The organism is Actinomadura sp. 6N118, assembly GCF_044326415.1.
GTDB lineage: Bacteria > Actinomycetota > Actinomycetes > Streptosporangiales > Streptosporangiaceae > Spirillospora.
Map to the genome: position 1 here is coordinate 275,717 of NZ_JBIRAZ010000015.1, position 18,796 is coordinate 294,512.

Annotated in this window: 16 protein-coding genes; 8 read left to right on the top strand and 8 right to left on the bottom strand. The window is 71.0% G+C overall.

Annotated features, from left to right (window positions below):
* Positions 1–35: 35 nt before the first annotated feature.
* Positions 36–1,178 carry a sensor histidine kinase gene (locus ACH34W_RS35120; RefSeq protein WP_395965455.1) on the top strand — a complete coding sequence of 381 codons (1,143 nt, stop codon included), beginning with the start codon at positions 36–38 and terminating at the stop codon, positions 1,176–1,178.
* Positions 1,175–1,891, top strand: coding sequence for a response regulator (locus ACH34W_RS35125; RefSeq protein ID WP_395965456.1), 717 nt, complete (start codon positions 1,175–1,177; stop codon positions 1,889–1,891). The genes ACH34W_RS35120 and ACH34W_RS35125 overlap by 4 nt, the downstream gene beginning before the upstream one ends.
* Here ACH34W_RS35125 and ACH34W_RS35130 read toward each other — a convergent pair.
* Positions 1,866–2,099: a hypothetical protein gene (locus tag ACH34W_RS35130; RefSeq protein ID WP_395965457.1), complete on the bottom strand. Its 234-nt coding sequence runs from the start codon at positions 2,097–2,099 to the stop codon at positions 1,866–1,868. The genes ACH34W_RS35125 and ACH34W_RS35130 overlap by 26 nt on opposite strands.
* Before the next feature lie 262 nt (positions 2,100–2,361).
* Here ACH34W_RS35130 and ACH34W_RS35135 point away from each other — a divergent pair, with 262 nt between their 5' ends.
* Positions 2,362–4,485 (top strand): MMPL family transporter, encoded by a 2,124-nt coding sequence (locus ACH34W_RS35135; RefSeq protein ID WP_395965458.1) that lies wholly within the window; start codon positions 2,362–2,364, stop codon positions 4,483–4,485.
* A gap of 72 nt (positions 4,486–4,557) precedes the next feature.
* Positions 4,558–7,086: a bifunctional serine/threonine protein kinase/MFS transporter gene (locus tag ACH34W_RS35140; protein WP_395965459.1), complete on the top strand. Its 2,529-nt coding sequence runs from the start codon at positions 4,558–4,560 to the stop codon at positions 7,084–7,086.
* Positions 7,087–7,122: 36 nt separating this feature from the next.
* Here ACH34W_RS35140 and ACH34W_RS35145 read toward each other — a convergent pair whose 3' ends face one another.
* Complete coding sequence (locus ACH34W_RS35145; protein ID WP_395965460.1) at positions 7,123–7,791, bottom strand: TetR/AcrR family transcriptional regulator; 669 nt, start codon at positions 7,789–7,791, stop codon at positions 7,123–7,125.
* Positions 7,792–7,976: 185 nt separating this feature from the next.
* On the opposite strand from ACH34W_RS35145, the gene glyA reads away from it, so the two are divergent.
* Positions 7,977–9,260, top strand: coding sequence for a serine hydroxymethyltransferase (glyA, locus tag ACH34W_RS35150; protein WP_395965461.1), 1,284 nt, complete (start codon positions 7,977–7,979; stop codon positions 9,258–9,260).
* A 36-nt stretch (positions 9,261–9,296) separates the two neighbouring features.
* Entirely contained in the window at positions 9,297–9,887 is a 591-nt protein-coding gene (locus tag ACH34W_RS35155; RefSeq protein WP_395965462.1) for an HAD family hydrolase, read from the top strand.
* Between the two features lie 4 nt (positions 9,888–9,891).
* Here the strand turns inward: ACH34W_RS35155 and ACH34W_RS35160 are convergent, their stop codons facing one another.
* From ACH34W_RS35160 to ACH34W_RS35180, 5 genes are all read right to left on the bottom strand, one after another.
* A complete protein-coding gene (locus tag ACH34W_RS35160; protein WP_395965463.1) occupies positions 9,892–11,112 on the bottom strand; it encodes a WD40 repeat domain-containing protein in 1,221 nt (406 codons plus the stop codon).
* Complete coding sequence (locus ACH34W_RS35165; RefSeq protein ID WP_395965464.1) at positions 11,109–11,639, bottom strand: SigE family RNA polymerase sigma factor; 531 nt, start codon at positions 11,637–11,639, stop codon at positions 11,109–11,111. Before ACH34W_RS35165 ends, ACH34W_RS35160 begins: the two co-directional genes overlap by 4 nt.
* Before the next feature lie 72 nt (positions 11,640–11,711).
* Positions 11,712–12,008, bottom strand: a complete 297-nt coding sequence (locus tag ACH34W_RS35170) for a YciI family protein (protein WP_395965465.1) — start codon at positions 12,006–12,008, stop codon at positions 11,712–11,714.
* Between the two features lie 7 nt (positions 12,009–12,015).
* Positions 12,016–12,594, bottom strand: coding sequence for a hypothetical protein (locus ACH34W_RS35175; protein ID WP_395965466.1), 579 nt, complete (start codon positions 12,592–12,594; stop codon positions 12,016–12,018).
* 371 nt (positions 12,595–12,965) lie between these two features.
* Positions 12,966–14,063 (bottom strand): hypothetical protein, encoded by a 1,098-nt coding sequence (locus ACH34W_RS35180; RefSeq protein WP_395965467.1) that lies wholly within the window; start codon positions 14,061–14,063, stop codon positions 12,966–12,968.
* 184 nt (positions 14,064–14,247) lie between these two features.
* Here ACH34W_RS35180 and ACH34W_RS35185 point away from each other — a divergent pair, with 184 nt between their 5' ends.
* Positions 14,248–14,919, top strand: a complete 672-nt coding sequence (locus ACH34W_RS35185) for a hypothetical protein (protein ID WP_395965468.1) — start codon at positions 14,248–14,250, stop codon at positions 14,917–14,919.
* A gap of 45 nt (positions 14,920–14,964) precedes the next feature.
* Here the strand turns inward: ACH34W_RS35185 and ACH34W_RS35190 are convergent, their stop codons facing one another.
* On the bottom strand, positions 14,965–17,532 hold the full coding sequence (locus ACH34W_RS35190; protein WP_395965469.1) for a M14 family zinc carboxypeptidase: 2,568 nt from the start codon (positions 17,530–17,532) through the stop codon (positions 14,965–14,967).
* A gap of 138 nt (positions 17,533–17,670) precedes the next feature.
* Here ACH34W_RS35190 and ACH34W_RS35195 point away from each other — a divergent pair, with 138 nt between their 5' ends.
* A complete protein-coding gene (locus ACH34W_RS35195) occupies positions 17,671–18,738 on the top strand; it encodes a zinc-binding dehydrogenase (RefSeq protein ID WP_395965470.1) in 1,068 nt (355 codons plus the stop codon).
* Positions 18,739–18,796: the final 58 nt, after the last annotated feature.

Consider the following 18,796-nt stretch of genomic DNA (forward strand, 5'->3'; position numbering starts at 1 on the left):
GTCAAGGTTATTCCTCGCGGGCGTACGGTGACCTCATGACGGGGCTGCGGCGGTTTGCGATCGATGCCGGGATCGCGATGGTGGCCGGGGTGGTCAACGCGATCATGATCCATGAGGCACTGGAACCGTCGTCGCGGTCGCCCGACGCGTTCGCCTACACGCTGGGCGTCCTCATGACGTTGCCGATCCTCCTGCACCGGCGCCGGCCTCTCGCCGCGCTGCTGTTGTCGAGCCTGGTGCTGTTCGCCTATTACTCGTCGGATTATCCGGGGATATCACCGATCACGGTGCTGGCTCCGGCGCTCTACTCGGCGGTCATCGCGGGCCATCTGCGCTGGGCCGTCGGGGTGATGTCCACGTTCTACGTCGGCGGCTACATCATCGTTGTCTTCAACGAGAAGATCGAGGCGCTGAACGCGCTGTCGGAGTTCCTGACGAACGGCGGGCTGGCGGTGGCCGTGATCCTGCTGGCCGAGGTGGTGCGGAGCCGCCGCGCGCTCGCGGAGGAGGCGCAGGAACGGCTGCGGATGGCGGCCGACGAGCGCGAGATCATGGCGGCGAGGCGGGTCGCCGAGGACCGGGTCCGGATCGCCCGCGAGCTGCACGACACCGTGGCGCACAGCATGGCCACGATCACGGTGCAGGCGCGCACGGCGTTGCACGTGCACGGCGAGGACCCGGCGTCCGACGAGGTCCGTACGGCGCTCAGCACGATCCGCGAGACCAGCAAGCGCGCGCTGAGGGAGATGGGGGACACCTTGGGAGTGCTGCGGGCCGAACCGGCGGACAAGGCCGACGGGGTGGGGCTGGAACGGCTGACGGCGCTGGTCGAGGCGGTCCGGGCGGCCGGGGTGCCCGTCGAGCTGGCGGTCACGGGGACCTCGGGACGGCTCGCGCCCGCCGTGGACCACGCCGCGTACCGCATCCTGCAGGAGTCGCTGACCAACGTGCTGCGGCACGCGGGTCCCGAGGTGAACGCGCGGGTGTGCGTCGTGTACGAACCGGAGGATGTCGTCCTGGAGATCGCCGATGACGGGGTGGGGTCCGCGGAGGAGTGCGGACACGGGCTGAACGGCATGCGGGAACGCGCGGAAGGACTGGGCGGGACGTTCACCGCCGAGCCCGGCCCGGGCGGCGGCTTCGTCGTCACCGCGCGGCTGCCCCGGGACGCAGCATGATCGGGGACACGGCACGGCCCGAAACCCAGCAGGTCATCCGGGTGGTGCTCGCCGACGACCAGTCGCTCGTGCGGGCCGGGTTCCGGGTGCTGCTGGAGACGGCGGCCGACATCGAGGTGGTCGGCGAGGCCGAGAACGGCGGCATCGCAGTCGCCATGGCCCGGCGGCACCTGCCCGACGTCGTGCTGATGGACCTGCGGATGCCCGAGATCGACGGGCTCACCGCCACCCAGCGCATCACGGCCGACCCGGCGCTGGGTGGCGTGCGGGTCGTCGTGCTCACCACGTACGCCGAGGACGAGAACGTCTTCCGGGCGTTGCACGCGGGGGCGAGCGGCTTCCTGGTCAAGGACATCGAACCGGAGGACCTCCAGCAGGCCGTCCGCGTGGTCGCGGGCGGGGACTCGCTGCTGGCGCCCGCGGTCACGCGCGCGGTGATAGAGGCGTACGTCCGGCATGGCCCCGAGGCCCGGGCGGCGGCCGCGCCCGGCGGGCCGATGACGTTGCTGACCGCGCGGGAGCGCGAGGTGGTCCGGCTGGTCGGGCGCGGGTTGTCGAACGACGAGATCGCCGGGGCGCTCGTCGTCAGCCCGCTCACCGCCAAGACGCACGTCAGCCGGGCGATGAGCAAGCTCGGCGTGCGCGATCGTGCGCAGCTGGTCGTCCTTGCCTACGAGTCCGGGCTCGTCACCCCCGGGAGCGCGCACTCATGATGACGTCGCGCAGCTGCTGAGGCGTGGGTGCCTCGACCAGCCGCGGGCCTGCCACGGTGGGCACCAGGGCCCACCAGGAGCCGGTCGCGTCGCCGTACCAGACCCGCACCCCCGGAAACTGCTCCTGCAGACCCCGCGTCAGCGCGGCGCGAAGCTCCGCCGGCGGCGGTTCCTCCCGCCCGGCGGCAGCGCCCCGTTGAGACGACATCCGCGCGCCCCTTCCCCCCGTTGACCTCACCGGTAACAGCGTTCCCATGCCAAGAATCGTCACCACATCTGGGCCACATGTGATGAAACACACCATGTGTACCGACAGTCTGTCGGATCGGCGTACAGCGCGGGGCGTACTCCGGCGGGAGTACGGACACGGTTAAGTGTCATCGCAGGCCGGATGTGCCACAGGTCACTGAACGCGAGGCTCTGTCAGAGAAGGCACATGCCAAGTATTGACGACCTCGAAGGTGATTTCTGTGACGACCCCCTCACCGCCCGAAGGCGCGCTGGCCCGGCTTGCGCGGCTCTGTTACCGGCGCCGGCGGCTGACCGTGCTCGGCTGGGTCCTCGGCACGGTCCTCGTGCTGTTCGTGGGCTTCGGCTTCGCGGCCGATCCGCTGAACGACTTCTCGGGCGGCGAGTCGGAGTCGGCCAAGGCGACCGAGTTGCTCGAGGACCACTTCCCGGAGATGAGCGGCGACAGCATCACGCTGGCGGTCCGCGCCGAGGGCGGGGTGCGGAGCCCCGCAGTGCGGGTGGAGGTCGAACGGGCCGTCGACCGGCTCGGCAAGACCCCGCACGTCGCATCGGTGTCCTCCCCGTACCAGGGCTTCGGGCAGATCTCCGGGGACGGCAAGACGGCCTTCGCGACGGCGAACCTCGACGTGCCGTCCGACGACATGCCCAAGGAGGAGGTCACCAAGCTGCTGGACGACGTGCGTAAGGGCTCCGGCCCGGTCCGCCTCGAACTGGGCGGCGCGGCGGTCGACATCGCCGAGACGCCGGGCGGTGGCGGCTCCGAGGGCGTCGGCCTGCTCGCCGCGATCGTCATCCTGCTGATCGCGTTCGGCTCGGTGCTGGCGATGGGGCTGCCCATCGTGACCGCGCTCTTCGGGATCGGCGGCGGCCTGGCGCTCATCTCCCTGCTGGGCCATCTGCTGCCCGCACCCTCGTTCGGCCCGATCGTCGCCGCGCTGATCGGTCTCGGTGTGGGCATCGACTACGCGCTCTTCATCGTGACGCGCTACCGCGAGGGCCTCGCGGAGGGCAGGGACCCGGAGGACGCCACGGTCACCGCGATCGCGACCGCGGGCCGGGCCGTGCTGTTCGCCGGCGTCACCGTGGTGATCGCGCTGATGGGCCTGTTCGTCATGCAGCAGAAGCTGCTGAACGGGGTGGCGGTGGCCGCCGGGGTCACCGTGCTGATGACGATGCTCACCGCCGTGACGCTGTTGCCTGCGCTGCTCGGCTTCACCGGCCGGAACATCGACCGGCTGCGCATGCCGGGCCTCGGCCGGGCACGCCGCCCGCTCGCCGAGCGGTGGGCGCGCACAGTGCAGCGCCGCCCGGTCGTGGCCGGGCTGGCCGCGTCCGCTGTGCTGCTGGTGCTGGCCGCCCCGGCGCTGTCGATGCGCCTGAGCCTGCCGGACTCCAGCACGCAGCCGCACGACACCAGCGGGTACGCCTCGCACCGGATCCTGTCCGAGGGCTTCGGCGCCGGGACGGCCGCGCCGCTCGTCGTGGTGGTCGAGGGCGGCGACGCGCGGAAGGTCGCCGCCGCGGTCCGGGAGACGCCCGGACTGGCCGCCGTGCAGCCTCCGATGACCAGCAAGGACGGCGCGGCGTCGGTGTTCGTCGCGTTCCCGAAGACCGGTGCGCAGGACGAGGCGACACCCAAGCTCGTGCACAAGCTGCGTGACGAGGTCGTGCCGCGCGCCATCGCCGGGACGAACACACAGGTGCACGTGGGCGGCCCCAACGCCGCGTCGATCGACTTCGCCGACAGCGTGCAGTCCCGGCTGCCGTGGCTCATCACGGTGGTCGTCAGCCTGTCGCTGCTGCTCCTGGTCGTGCTGGTCCGGTCGGTCACCGTGGCCCTGCAGGCCGCGCTCATGAACCTCCTGTCGATCGGCGCGGCCTACGGCGTGCTGACCGCCGTCGTGCAGTGGGGCTGGGCCGGGAGCCTGCTCGGGTTCCCGACCGACATGCCGGTCGCCACGTGGGTGCCGTTGATGATGTTCCCGATCCTGTTCGGGCTGTCGATGGACTACGAGGTGTTCCTGGTCTCCCGGATCCGCGAGTACTACGAGCACGGTGTGGAGACGCGGGAGGCCGTCGCGCAGGGGCTCGCCCGGACCGCCCGGGTCATCACCGCCGCCGCGGCCATCATGGTCATGGTCTTCCTGTCGGTGCTGCTCGGCGCCGACATCGCGGTCAAGCAGATGGGACTCGGCCTCGGCGTCGCCGTGCTGATCGACGCGACGATCGTCCGGCTCGTTCTCGTGCCCGCACTGATGGAGATCTGCGGCAAGGCCAACTGGTGGTTGCCCAAGCCGCTGGCTCGTCTGCTTCCGGCCAGGTTGTCGCACGCAGAAGGCTGACCTGGGCGCCGCGCGGTGTGGTCAAATGGTCACCGTTTATCGGAGATCAGGTACTTCGTGCACGGGGGACCAATGGCCGAACCGCTCAAGCCGGGCGATCCCGAACGACTGGGCGCCTACGAACTCGTCGGCCGCCTGGGGGAGGGCGGCCAGGGTGTGGTGTTCGAAGGCCGCGGACCCGAGGCCGAGCGGGTCGCCGTCAAGCTGCTGCGAGCGCAGCTGAGCGGCGACCCGACGGCCCGTGCGCGTTTCGTGCGCGAGATCGAGGCGGCCGAACGGGTCGCCGGGTTCTGCACCGCCCAGGTGCTGGACGCCGACGCCGAGGGCGACCAGCCGTACATCGTCAGCGAGTTCGTCGAGGGCCGGTCGCTCCAGCAGCTGGTGCTGGAGGACGGGCCGCGCTCCGGCGGCGACCTGCACCGCCTCGCGATCGGCACCGCCACCGCGCTCGCCGCGATCCACCAGGCCGAGATCGTGCATCGCGATTTCAAGCCGCCGAACGTGCTGATGGGCCCGGACGGCCCGCGCGTCATCGACTTCGGCATCGCGCGGGCCCTGGACGGCGCCGGGACCATGACCAGCCACGTCGTCGGCACCCCGGCGTACATGGCCCCGGAGCAGGTGGCGGGCGCGGCGCTCGGCCCGCACACCGACGTGTTCGCCTGGGGCGCCACCATGGTGTTCGCCGCGACCGGGCGGAGCCCGTTCGGCAGCGACACCATCCCGGCGGTCATGCACAGGATCCTCCACGCCGAGCCTGACTTGTCGGTCCTGCCCGCCCCGCTCGCGGGGCTGGTCGCCGCATGCCTCAACAAGAACCCCGCGTACCGCCCGACGTCCGCGCAGCTGGTCTTCAGCCTGCTCGGCCACCAGGGCGCGGCCCCGGCAGCCGCCGGGGCGACCGCCGTCGAGCCGTTCCTCGAACAGGGCGCGGGCATGGCCACCGGCAAGATCACACCGCCGCCGCTTCCTCCCGTCCAGATGGCGGTCCCGCCCCCGCCCGGCCAGGTCCCGTTCCAGTCACCGATCCCGCCGCCCTCGCAGGTTCCGCTGATCCCGCCGCCCTCGCCGCCTCCGCCGACCGGAGCCGCCACCCCGCAGGCGCACGGCAACCCGGCGCTCACCGTCGTCGCGGTCAGCCTCGCCACCTTGGCGCTCGGCCTGGGCCTGTACTGGTCCCAGACCCTGCTGCCGCTCCGCGGTGACAGGGACATGCGGTTCTGGTTGGGAGTCGCCTATCCGGCGGTCGTCGCCATGGCGCTGGTCCCGATGGGGCGCGTCGCCGACAGCATCGGGCGCAAGAAGGTCTTCCTGGCCGGGCTAGGTGGCTTCGCCGTCGCGTCGGTCCTGCAGACGGTGTTGTTCCAGGCCGTTCCCGACATCGCGGACGGGTGGTTCAACGTCATCCCGAGAGCCCTGATGGGGTTGTGTGCGGCGGCCGTGTCGGCCACCGGCGTCGCGTTGCTGCGCGAGGCTTTCCCCGGGAGGGGCTTCGGATTCGCGGCCGGAATCTGGGGCGCCGTGGCCGGAATGCCTGCCGTGCTCGGCTCGGTGATGGTGTCGCTGTTCGGCAGCGCGGACAATTGGATCGTCTCGCTCGCGGTGCTCCCGTTCGTGATGCTGGCGTTCCTCATCGGCGTGATCGGTACGCGCGACTCCCGGCACGGCGGGCCCGATCGCGCTGTCGACATCCCCGGCGCCGTGCTCATGGGGCTGCTCGGCCTGAGCCTCGTCTTCGGGCTCTGGTCCGGCGACGCCAACGGCTGGACCGACTGGCGCACCCTGGCCGGGCTGGTGATCGGGGCCGTGTCCCTGCTCGCCCTGGTCGTCGTGCAGTTGACGGTCCGGCCCGCGCTGCTCCCACCGCGGCTCGCCGCCACGGTCCTGACGGGCGTCGCGGTGTTCGGCGCGTACTACGTCTATGACCGAGCGCTGTTCGAGGCGAGCATCTATAACTCCACGGCCAGAGGAGGGCAGTGGTTCGGTCTGCGGTTGATCCCCACCATGGTGGGCGCTCTGGTCGCCGCGCCGCTCACCGGGCTGCTGATCGCGAAGGCGGGCGTCCGCCGGCCGCTCGCGGTGGCCCCGGTCACGCTGGCACTCGGCGCGCTGGGTGCCTTGGTCATGCTGGACGCCGACACGACCTATCCCGTCGTGGCCGTCCTCCTGCTGCTGGAAGGCGTCGCCATAGGCATGCTGACCGTTGCCTTGGTGGTGGCGATCGTCGGTGACCCGCCCGATGGGCTGACCGGCTTCGGGGGCGGGCTCCAGGAATTGTGCCAGTGGCTGGGCGGCCAGTTCGCCATCCTGCTCGTTCTCCTCGGCGAGGCGCGCGACCTCAGCGGCACCGCTTCGACGCGCCTTTCGAACTTCGACGACGTCTATCGCATCCCGCTCGTCATCGCGGTGCTCGTCGCGCTGCTCGCCGCCGTCGTCTTCGCCATGATCCGCCGCCCGGACCTGGAGCCCGCCGCGCAACCCGGGCCGCTGGGCGGACCGCCTCATCCCGGCCTTGCCGCGACGCAGCCGGGGCAGCCGACGCAGCCGCAGGCCTCGTCACCCGCCTACTACGCGGGGACCGAGCCCCCCAGAGGCGAATGACCAGCCCGTCGTGGCGAACGCGACCTCCACCCCGCGCTAGTGGGTGTTGATCCCGTCGAACATCACCTTCAGGTAGTGCTCGGCGAGGCCCTTGGAGTTGAGGCGGCCGCCCGGCTTGAACCAGCGCACCGCCACCCAGACCGTGTCGCGGATCATCCGGTAGGTGAGCTTGGGATCGATGTCGTCGCGGAACAGGCCCTCCTTCTGCCCGTCCTTGATCGTGTCGACCCACATCTTCTCGACCTCGTCCTCGGACTTGGTGAGGTAGGCGAACCGCTCCATGCCCTTGAGGTAGTTCCAGTCGTTCTGCATCACCGTGATGGCGGCCCGGTGCGGCTCCAGCGTGCCGAAGGCGATGCGGACGAGCCCGGCGATGGTCTCGCGCGGATTGAGGCCCTGGTCGAGGGTCCCCTGGTAAGCCGACATGATCTCCCGGAAGAAGCCCGAGAGGATCTCGTCGACGATCGACTCCTTGGAGTCGAAGTGGTGGTAGAGGCTGCCCGAGAGGATTCCCGCCTCTTCGGCGATGTTGCGCACCGTCGTGGCCTGGAAGCCCTTCTCGGCGAAGAGTTCGGCCGCGAGCTTCACCAGGTGTTCGCGCCGTTCGGAGGCGAGGGCGGGTGTGCCCTTGCCGCGACGGCGGCTCCCGCCCTCACCGGTGGTGCGGGCTTTGGGTCGTCCGGAATTAGTGCTCGTGGTCGTCACCCTCTCATTATGCCGTGTACGCCCAACCGCTTGCTCAGTTTGGCGTGTTGACATCAGGTTACGCGTTCGTAGCAAGCGCTTGCTGTAAGACTGACGACCCGCAAGGGCCTTGGCAAGATCTCCTCTGGTGCCCATCCCGTCCTGTTCTCTACGGTTTGACCTAGAGAAGCGCTGAGGAGGGTGAATTGAGCCAGGAAGTGGCGCCTTGGGCGTCGCCGATCGCACGGTCCCGCATCGCCGAGGTGGCGGCGGAACTCACCGATCTGTCGCCTGAGGGCGTGTCCGAAACCGTACGCGGAGCCCTGCGCGACCACGCCCGGAAGTTCGACGCGGAGGGGATCGTGCTCTACGCGGGCACCAACCTGATGAGCCCGGCCGCGCGCGAGGTCGCCGACTCGCTGGTCAGCAGCCGCCCGAGCATGGGCTGGCCGGGGGAGAAGTACCAGTCCGGGCTCGATCACCTGGACACGCTGGAGGTGCTCGCCCCGACGCTTGTCGCCCGCCTGCTGGGGGCACGCTTCGCCGAAGTGCGCAGCCACAGCGCCACCATGGCCAACCTCGCCGTCTACACCGCGCTGACCGACCCAGGCGACACCATCGCGGTGCTGCCCGAGCGCGCGGGCGGGCACACGAGCCACCACGCGGTGGGCGCGCCCGGGATACGCGGACTGCGCGTGGTGGACCTGCCGTACGACGCGGACGCGTTCGACGTGGATCTCGACGCGCTGGCCGAGTTCCTCGAACGCGAGCGGCCACGGCTGGTCGTCATCGGCGCGAGCCTGCTGCTCTTCCCGCACAACGTCGCGGTGATCGCCGAGCTCGTGGGAGACACGCCTCTGCTGTACGACGCGTCCCACATGGCGGGCCTGGTGGCCGCGGGCCGGTTCCAGCGGCCTCTCGCCGAGGGCGCCGACATCCTGACGTTCTCCACGTACAAGTCGTTCGGAGGCCCGCCCGGCGGTGTGATCGCCACCGATGACGCCGCGCTGGCCGAGCGGCTCTCGACCGCCGTCTTCCCCGGCCTGACCGCCAACTACGACGCCGGCCGGCTCGCCCCGCTCGCCGTCACCGCCGCCGAGATCATGGCCGACGGCGGCGCCTACGCCGACCGCTGCATCACGAACGCCCGGCTACTCGCCGCCGCGCTCCGCGACGAGGGCTTCACCGTCGCCGGCGCCGCGCGCGGCTTCACCGAGTCCCACCACGTCGCCGTGGACGTCGGCGACGGCCGAGCCGCCATGGACTGCCTCGCCGACGCCGGCATCTACCTCAGCGCCATCGGCTTGCCCTGGCAGGTCCCGGGCGAACCCGACCGGGGGCTCCGCATCGGCACGCAGGAGATCACCCGGCGCGGCTTCGGCGAGGACGAGCTCCGCCGCACCGCGGCCCTGGTGGCCGACGTGCTCCTACGCGACGCCGACCCCGCCGCCGTCCGCAAGGCCGCCATCCGCCTCCGCACCTCCCTCTGATCAAACTGGTACGGGCGGCGCCCTAGGCTCGGATGCATGTCCAACGTGATCGTGTTCGACCTGTTCGGAGTGATCGCCCTCACTCAGACCCCGGCGGCCAGGCAACGGCTGGAGCGGCTCGCCGGGATCTCCGGCGCGCCCTTCTGGGACGCCTACTGGGCCTGCCGCCCGGACTACGACGCCGGGCAGGAGAGCCCCGCCTACTGGGCGACCGTCGCGGGCCGCCTGGGCGCGACCTTCGCCGACGTCCCCGCGCTGATCGAGGCGGACCTGGAGAGCTGGACGGAGGTCGACGAGGAGATGGTGGAGCTCGTCGTCGAGCTCGCCGACCAGGGCCGCACACTCGGCCTGCTCTCCAACATCATCGCCGACCTCGTCCCGCGCTTCGAGGCGCGCCACGACGCGTGGCTGAGCCGCTTCGACGCGCTGACCTACTCCTGCCACATCGGCGTCGCCAAGCCCGACCCGCGCGCGTACGAGATCTGCGCAGAACGCCTGGGCGTGACCCCCGCCGACGTCATCTTCTTCGACGACGCCGAGCGGAACGTCCTCGCGGCCCGCGAGGCCGGGATGACCGCCGAGGTCTTCACCGGCCCCGCCCAGGTCCGCGAGCTCCTCGCCTCCTGACGCCTCAGGACGTGTAGCCGCCATACACGTTGGAGATCTGGCTCGCCCGCAGCTTGTAGGTGTCCAGGACTCTGGACTTCCCTGTGTCGAGGTCGATGATCAAGCCTCTGCTGCGCATGAAGGGGTGGCGCCTCGGGGCCGGGCCCGGACCGGCCGGCTCATCCCAGCCGGGTAGTGCGTGGGCGGTGAAGACCTTCGACGGGCCGGCCCAACCGGTGATGCCCCCCAGCGTCCCGCCCCCGGGCATCCTGATCCGGAGTGTCCGGATGACCTTGCCGGTGCGCACATCCACGAGCACGGCACCATCATGCGAGCTGCGACTGGCGAACAGCGTCCGGCCGTCGGGCGAGAGCCAGTTCTCGCCCGAGGCCATGTCCAGGCTCGCCCTCGGGTCGAGCGGCACGCGTCCGCGCACCCGGCCGTCCCGGCCGGTGATCACCAGGGTCGTCCGGCTGCCCTTCGTCTCGGTCAGGACGACCGTGGCGGCGTCCTGGCCGAGGCCCACGACGGACCCGGCGGGCAGGACGGACACGGCCCCGGTCGTCGTGTCGGCGAGCAGGGAACGGCCGCCGGACGCGACCGCGAGCCACCGTCCATCACCTGAGAAGGCCATGGCAGCGGGCGCGCGATAGAGCTCGGGGAGGGACATCCGCCGGCCGACCGGGGTGATCCGGCCCGACGACAGATCCCGGACCACGTAACGCTGCTCCTTGACCTTGAAGTAGGCGATGCGCCGGCCGTCCGGGCTGATCTCCAAAGGGGCGCTGCTGTTCATGTAGTCGCCAGTGCTCGTCGGGTACGCGCCCATGCCGTCGGCGACCCGCCACAGCTTGCCGGACCGGTCGAGCAGTCGCCATTGTCCGCAGTCGCCCACGGGCGGCTTGTAACTCAGGCCGCCCTTCTGCTTGCAGTGGTCGAGGAAGGCGTACCTGATCGGTTCGGCTTTCTCCGCTGGCAGCGGGCCGGGGAGCGGGCCGTCGTTGAGCACGCCGTTCCGCGGGACCGTCACGGTCACGGCGGGCGGGGCGGAGTTGGTGGTGCCCCCGGTCAGCACCGAGCCCACGACGATCGCGGCGGCGACGCCGGCGGCCGCGGCGGGCATCGCGATCAGGCGCACGCGCCTGCGGCGGCGGGCCCGAGTGATGACATGGCCGGTCAGCTCGGTCCGCGGGGCCGGCGCCTGCTCGGCGAGTTCGCTGAGGGCGTGGTGGAGTCGCGAGGTCATCGGGTCGCCTCCAGGGTCTCGGCGTCGGTCAGGAGGTCGGCCAGGCCGGGTTCGAGGACGCGCAGCCGGGCCAGCGCGCGGTGCGTCTGGCTCTTGACCGTCCCGGTCGAGCAGCCCAGCAGCTCCGCGGTCTCGATCTCGGAACGGTCCTCGTAGAAGCGCAGCACGATCACGGCGCGCTGCTTGGCGGTGAGCTTGGTGAGCGCCTGCTGCAGGACCATCGACAGGAGCGCACCGTCAGCGAAGTCGGGACGCCGCTCGTCGTCCGGGGGAGCCGCGCTGGGCAACTCGTTACGCCGGCTGCGCCGCCGCCACCAGCTGATGTGCTCGTGGTAAAGCATCTTCCGCACGTACGCCTCAGGATTGCCCACTGCGGCCACGCGCCGCCATCGGGGTGCGACCTTGACCAGCGTGCTCTGCACGAGGTCCTCGGCGAGGTGGCCGTCACCGGTCAGCAGGTACGCCGACCGCAGCAGCGCCTGTCCCCGCGCCGCCACGAACTCGGGCAGGCCGTCATATCGCGCCATTCCGCCTCCTTGTCACCCGTTACACACGCCAGGAGACCGGCGGAGGTTGGCGTTCGCGGCCATCTTTCTCGATCAGTCGGGCGGCTCAACGAGGGCCTGCAGTTCCGGGGCGGCCCTGGTCGGCGTGAACTCGACGAGCTCGAAGCTGGCGACGCCCTCGCGCCAGAACGGGTCGCGCGTCGCGATCTCCTCGACCGCCGCGCGGTCGTGCCCGGCGGCGAGGATCACGCCGCCGGTGCGCGGCACCTTGCGGCCGGACGCGAGGAAGACGCCCGCCGCGTACTGCTCGTCCAGCCAGGCGAGGTGCTCGTCCATCACCTCGTCGACCTTCTCGGTCGGGGCGTTGTAGGTCAGGAGCACCAGGAACATGCCTGGATCATAGGGTCGCCAGCGCCAGCCAGGCGGCCAGCGCGGCGTCCTTGTGGTCGCGTGCCCAGGGCGGGCCGATCTCGCGCCGCCAGGCGGCGATCCGGTCGCGGACGTCCGCGCCGAGGACGGGCGTGGCGGTCTCGGCAAGGGACCGGAAGTCATAACGGACGGCTCGGAGTCCGCAGGCCTCGGCGGCGTCGGCGAGGGCCTCACGGTAGAGCTCACCTTCGCCGACATGCAGGGACGTGTGGTTGCGGAGGACCTTGGCCAGATCCTCTGGCAACTCGGCGCGGTCGAGACCGAGTGCCACGGCGGCCACGTCGTATTCCTTGAGCTGGGCGACCGCGGCAGCGACGACCGTGCGCGCCGCCGCGCGGGCCGACCGCTCCACGGTCGCGATGAGGCCGGCCGCCTCGTCCAGGTCACGGCTGGCGGCCGCGTGGTAGACCTGCGCGGGCAATTCGGGATCGTCCAGAAGTTCGACCCGTTCGCGCAGGAGCACCTGCGGCGAGCCGGCCTCGCCGCCGACGGCGACGAGAACCGCCCATCCTGAGTGGTCCCTGAATCCGATGGCCGCTCGTGCCATGCCTGTCACCTCCGGAACCGAATCTAGGCACCCAACCTGACACCCTCTGGCAGAGATCGTCAGCGCCAGGCGGGGGGGATGAATGGCGCGAACGGGGGAATTTCGAACTTTTCTGCGGGACGCGTCGTCATTAGATCTGAAGGGTGTCGAGCGCGGCTTTCGATCGATGGACGGCGGGTGGGGGCTGCGGACGGGACCGTCCGCGCGGACGAGGGGGTCGGGCGGGCAGTCCACCCCACCCGCCCGTGTCAGTGAACGCGCCGTCTAATGACCGTGAGCCGGGTGAGGTGCTGCACGGCATCGTCGTCGTGAGCTGGGTGTTCCTGGTGCCCTACCTGGTCTTCGCACTCATGTACACCGGGACGATCTGATCACTTGGCGGGTGGCAGCTCGTCGCCTCCCTCAGCCAGGCCGCCCGCCGCGGCTGCCTCGGCGAGCCGGGTGCGCAGGGCCCGGACGAGCTCGTCGCCCTGCTCGGTGAGCCGTTCGATCGAGGGGATGGCCAGTTCGTCGCGGACGGTGTCGGCGAGCAGTTCGTCGTACTCGTGGGCCCGTTCGGCGAGGGTCTCCAGATGACGATGGGCCTGCAGCGCCTCGTCCGCAGCGCGCGTCCGGTCCGCGTAACGTTCCAGCGCCTCGACCCGGCGCGTCACCGCCTCGACCGACAGCTGCAGCTTGTCGCGCAGCGGCCGCAGCGCCGCCTCGATCTCCGGCAGCGGCGCGGTCTCGGTGAACTCGGCCTGCTCGGCGCGCAGCTTGGCCTGCTTGGCCAGCACCTGGGCGATCTCCCACTCCTGGCGCGGCAACGTCACGGCGTTGTCGACCGTGTCGAGAAGTCCCTCCTGGTTGACCTCCGACTCCTGGACGGTCGTGACCGCCATCTGCACCCGGGCCAGCAACTCGCGACCCTCATCGTCGAGGTCCTCGGGCATGAGGAACCTGTCACGGCGGCGCTCCAGCTCGCGGGCGCGCCGCAGGTCCAGCGAGAGAGACGGGGTGCCGAGCGCCACCATGAGGGCCAGCATCGCCAGTGCGAGCAGCCAGAGCTCGCCGAGCAGGGGTGAGCCGATCACGCCGAACCCGAGCACGGTCACCGGAGCCATCCAGGCCAACGGACGCTGCCGGCCGACGATGACATCCAGCTCCGCGCGCAATGACGGGTCGGCCACCGGCCGAAGCTCGGTGGCCGAGCTGCCTCGGCCCGACTCCGGCGCGGGGCCGATGAGGCGCCAGTACGTGCCGATATGCGTCTCGAACGCGAAGTCCGTCGGCGCGATCTCGATCTCGGTCGGGCCGGCGGGCAGCGGCCACGAACCCACCGGCTGACCTCCGCCCGGCCCGGTGAAGCGCACCCACCACCCACCCTTGCCCTCTTCACACCGGTACCGTCCCGGCGCCACGTCGATGCCGACGAAGAACGTCCCGATCCCGGGGATGGAGTTGCCCCAGGCACTGGCGTTACTGGTCACCGGCGACCTCCGTCTCCCGCCGCTTTCCCTCGCACCCCAGGACGAGGCCGTCCCACGGGCCACACCCCTTATGAGGGCAGAACGTCCGAGGGACGGTACGAGTTGCCGTACCCATATCCGGCTCCGGAAAGTCGTGGTCAGGGCGACTGATTAGCGCGGAATATGCGAATGGAATACTCCTGGCGTGCGACCTGACTATGACCCGAGAGACGATCCGCCCTGGGCGATGCAACTGGTGGTACGGGCCGAGAAGCTCGACCCGCCCTCTCATGAGGCCGTCTGCGAGGCCGCCGCGACGGCGGTCGTGGAACTGCTCACCGACCCGCGCGCGGCGGATCCGGAGGGCGAGTGGCACGAGGCCGTCCGCGAGTGGGAGGCCCGCCGGATCCGCAAGGTCGCGCGGCGTGCCCGGGGTGTGCGGTGGCCGGAGGTCCAGTCCCTTCCGGGTGTCACGGTGGACGTCAACGGCGCCGAGGTCCGCGCGTTCGTGCCGTCTCCGGTGGCGGAGGTGCCGCCGCAGATAGCCAAGCTGCAGGTCGCCGGGCTCGACCTGGCTCCAGACGAGGATCCCAAGCCGCCGCCGGAGCCGCCCTACGCGGCCATCGCCCTCAATCCCGACATCACCATCACGACCGGGAAGGCCGCGGCCCAGTGCGGTCACGCGGCGCAGCTCATGCTGCGCCAGGCGGGCCAGCCTGACATCGAAGCATGGTTGTCGGGGGACGCGCGCATTCACCTGACTCGTGACGTTCCCTGGCGCGAGTGCGTCCGGCACGCCACGGTCGCCGTCCGGGACGGCGGTTTCACCGAGGTTCCGCCTGGAACGATGACCGCCATCGCCTGGATCGTGCGCTGACTGTTCGCGCGCTGATCCAGGCGATGGCGGCCGGGGTGGACGTGACTACGGGAGGACGACCGCGACGGGTGTGATGCCCGCCTTGCGGATGGTGGCCGGGAGCCGGCGTGCCCACGGGTGGTGGTCGATGTCCAGGCCCCGCGGGTTGTCGACCACGTAGTGGACGACGCTGCCCGTGTGACGCACGGACCAGGTCGCGCCGAACGAACGCAGCGCCGCGGCGGCCTTGGCGGCGTCGGGCGCCTTGACCGTGACGCGGATCGGCGACTCGGCCTGGAGCAGGCCGGCGGCCTGCCTGGCCGGGCCCGACCACGGTGCCGGGGCGGCCAGCGACCGGACGTTCGCCGGGTTGCCGCCGAAGACCGCGTTGCGCAGCAGCTTGGCCGTGCCGTCGGAGAACGCCCGGAAGTTGGGCTCGCCGCCGAACAGCACCGCACGGCCCTGGCCCACCCGCTCGTCGACCACTGCGGCGGTGCCGCCGAGCTCGGCCGCACCGCGCTCGAACCCGGAGACGAACCAGTCAGGCGAGTCGGCCGCCGGGTAGGCCACCGCGACCTTGGCCGGGTCGGGCTGCCTCATCACCACGTCGTACGCGTAGAACTGCCAGGCACTGGCGCCGACGCCCTTGGCGAGCGGGCTGCGCTCGTTCACCTTGACCCGGAGCAGCGAGCCGGGCACATCGGAGGTCGGGTCGGTCAGCGTGGCGGTGGTCAGGCCGAGCCGGGCGGCGAGCTGCGTGCCACCCTGCCAGCCGACGAACCGGCCGCCGGCGTTGGTCCAGTTCCGCAGGGCGGCGCGGCCGGCCTCGCCGAGCGCGTCGTACCCGCCGGACGCCGGGCCGTTCGGCACCAGCAGCACCTTGACGCCCGCCAGCTTGCCCTTGGCAACGTCGGCCGGGCTGAGCACGGTGTGCTTGAGCTTCCATTCGCGGTCGAGCCGGTGCCGCAGCCAGCCGGCCGACTGGCGTGCCGCCGACGAGGTCGTCGACAGCTGCAGGATCGCGGTCTTCGGCGCCTTGCCCGGACGGGCGGAGCCCTCGGCGGGCAGCGGCTGCACCGTGGTCGCGCGGGGTTGCAGCTCCACGCCGGAGGAGCCGCCGGACACGTTGCCGAGCAGCGGCATGCTCCACGCGGTCACGTCGTAGAAGTAGGGGAACGGGGTGTAGGAGTCCTCGTTCAGCATGGCCTGGATCCAGTGCTTCTGGCCCTGGGCCATCGAGATCCAGTACGTGCCTGCGGGCAGCGTGGTCTTCGCCTCGGACCGCCCGTACGCCTTGTAGTCGGGCACGCTGAGTGGCCGGGTCAGCCGGCTGACCTTCACACCCATGCGCTGGAGGCGGCGCACGATCGTGCGGACCTCGGCGCGCTTGGCCGGGTCGTCGGCCCGCAGGAACCAGTGCCGCACCTTACGGTCGGGCACCTGGCGGTCGACCTTGTTCGGCGGGTTGTAGATCTGGTTGGGCTCCAGCTTGCCCGCCGCACCCTGCTGGTAGGCGTCCACCGCCATCTTGTGCCACTGGGTGAGGATCTTCTGGCGCTTGGCGACGCCCGCCGACAGCGTCACCCACTGCGTGAGGTACTGCTCCCTGACGCGGTCGGGGTAGGGGCTTTCGCCGCCCTTCTCGAACGTCATGCCCGCCGCGTGGAAGCCGGTCGTCGGCACCGTGTCTCCGTACCCCTGGTAGAAGAGGTCGTAGACGTCGCGGTTGAAGAAGTCGATGCCCTGCCGGGTGAACTCGGCCGCCATCGACGCGCCGTAGATGTCGTTGATCCAGCCGATCGCCTCTTCGGGCGTCTCGTGGTAGATCGGGTCGGCGTTGGGCGGGAAGAAGTACGACGTCCCGCCCATCTCGTGGGCGTCGATGTAGAGCACCGGCGGGTACTTGTTGAGCATCGCCAGCTTGCCGTCGGTCTCCGGCTGCGTCCGCGCGAACCAGTCGCGGTTCATGTCGAAGCCGTAGGCGTTCTGCCGACTGTCCAGTTCACGGCCGTCGGGGTTCTGCGTCGGCAGGACGATGACCAGCGACTTGTCGAGGATGTTGGTGGCCGCGCAGTCGGAGCGGTCGCCCAGATCGCGCAGCACCTTCAGCGCGGCGTCGGTGCCGCTCGGCTCGTCGCCGTGCACGTTGCCGGTGACCCACAGGATCGGCACGCCGTTCGCGGCGATGTGCTCGGCGACCTTGCCCGGCGTACGCGGATCGCGCAGCAGCGCGGCGTCCAGCCGTACCTTGGCGAGGCCCGTCTTGGTCAGCAGCTCCGGCCGGCCGACGATCGCGTACTTCAGCGGGCGGCCCTGGGCGGACCGGGCGAGCGTGCCGGAGATGACGCGCTCGCTCTTGGCGGCGACCGTCTCCAGGTACCGGTCGGACTCCGCGGCGGTCACCTGGCGCTCGCCGAGGGTGATCCCGAGCACCTCCTTGGGGGAGGGGACCTTGCCCCGGTAGACCGGGGCGGTCTGGGTCGGATCGCACACGGGCGCCGCGGCGGCGGAGCGCGACGCGGCGGAGGTCTGTGCGGAGGCGTTCGCCGCTGGTGACGTCGGCACAGCCAGTGACGCCGGCACCGCCAGTGATGCGGCCAGAATCGCCGACCACGCAAGGTTCGGGGCTCTCATGAGCCCCAAAGCTGACATCGGGTAATTCCGTTCCCAATGGCAACTTCTGCCAAGATCGTTTGGCGTCATTTGCCCCGGCTGTCGGATCGCCAGCAATCGGTGGCATCGTGGAGGGGTCGTCAAGGCTGGGAGGCCGCCATGCGCGCCGCGTTGACCAAGGGCAAATCGATGATCGTGACCGAGGTCGCCGACCCGGTTCCGCAGGAGGGGCAACTGCTCGTGCGGACGCTCGGCTGCGGCATCTGCGGCTCCGATCTGCATGCCCTCTCCGACCCCGACGCCTTCATGGAGACCGCGCGCCGTTCCGGCGGCACGCCCTACGACCCCCGGGACGGGCTGGTGTTCGGCCATGAGTTCGCGGGCGAGCTCGTCGAGCACGGGCCGGGTACGCAGCGCACGCTGCCGGCGGGCACGATCGTGTGCGGGCCGCCGATCGGAATCGGGCCGCAGGGCGCGGGCATCATCGGGTACGCGCCGATGTACCCCGGCGGCTACGGCGAATACATGATCCTCAACGAGGGCCTCACGATGGCGGTGCCGAACGGGCTGGACCCGAAGGTCGCCGCCCTCACCGAGCCGTTCGCGGTGGCGGCGCGCGCCGTGAACCGCAGCGGGATCGGCCTGGACGACGTCGCCGTCGTCCTCGGGCTCGGACCGATCGGCCTCGGCGTGGTCGCCCAGCTCAAGGCCAGGGGGCACGGGCCGGTGCTGGCCGTGGACTTCTCCGCCCGGCGCCGGGCGCTCGCCGAGGGGCTGGGCGCCGACGAGCTCATCGACCCCGCCACGGCGTCACCGTACGACCGCTGGGCCGACCTCGGCGTGCCCACCAGCACGGTGGAACGCATCGCCTCCGAGCTCCTCGGCACGGAGAACCGCAGCGCCGTCGTCTTCGAGTGCGTCGGCGTGCCGGGCATCCTCCAGCAGGTCATCGATGGAGCCCCGGCGGGCTCGACCATCATGGTGGTCGGTGTCTGCATGCAGTCCGACCGCATCGAGCCCGGCGTCGCAGTGAGCAAGGAGCTCGACATCCGCGGCAGCTTCGGCGCCTACCCCGCCGAGTACGGGGTGACGCTGAACGACATCGCCGAGTGCCGGATCGACGCGGGCTCCATCATCACCGGAACGGTCGGGCTCGAAGGCGTGGCCGCCGCGTTCGAGGATCTGGCCCGCCCGGAGGAGCACGCCAAGATCGTCGTTATCCCGTAGGTCCTTGCTGGGCGTCCGGCGGCGGGGGCTGTGGGGCGTTCGCGGGCGGGGGCGGGGG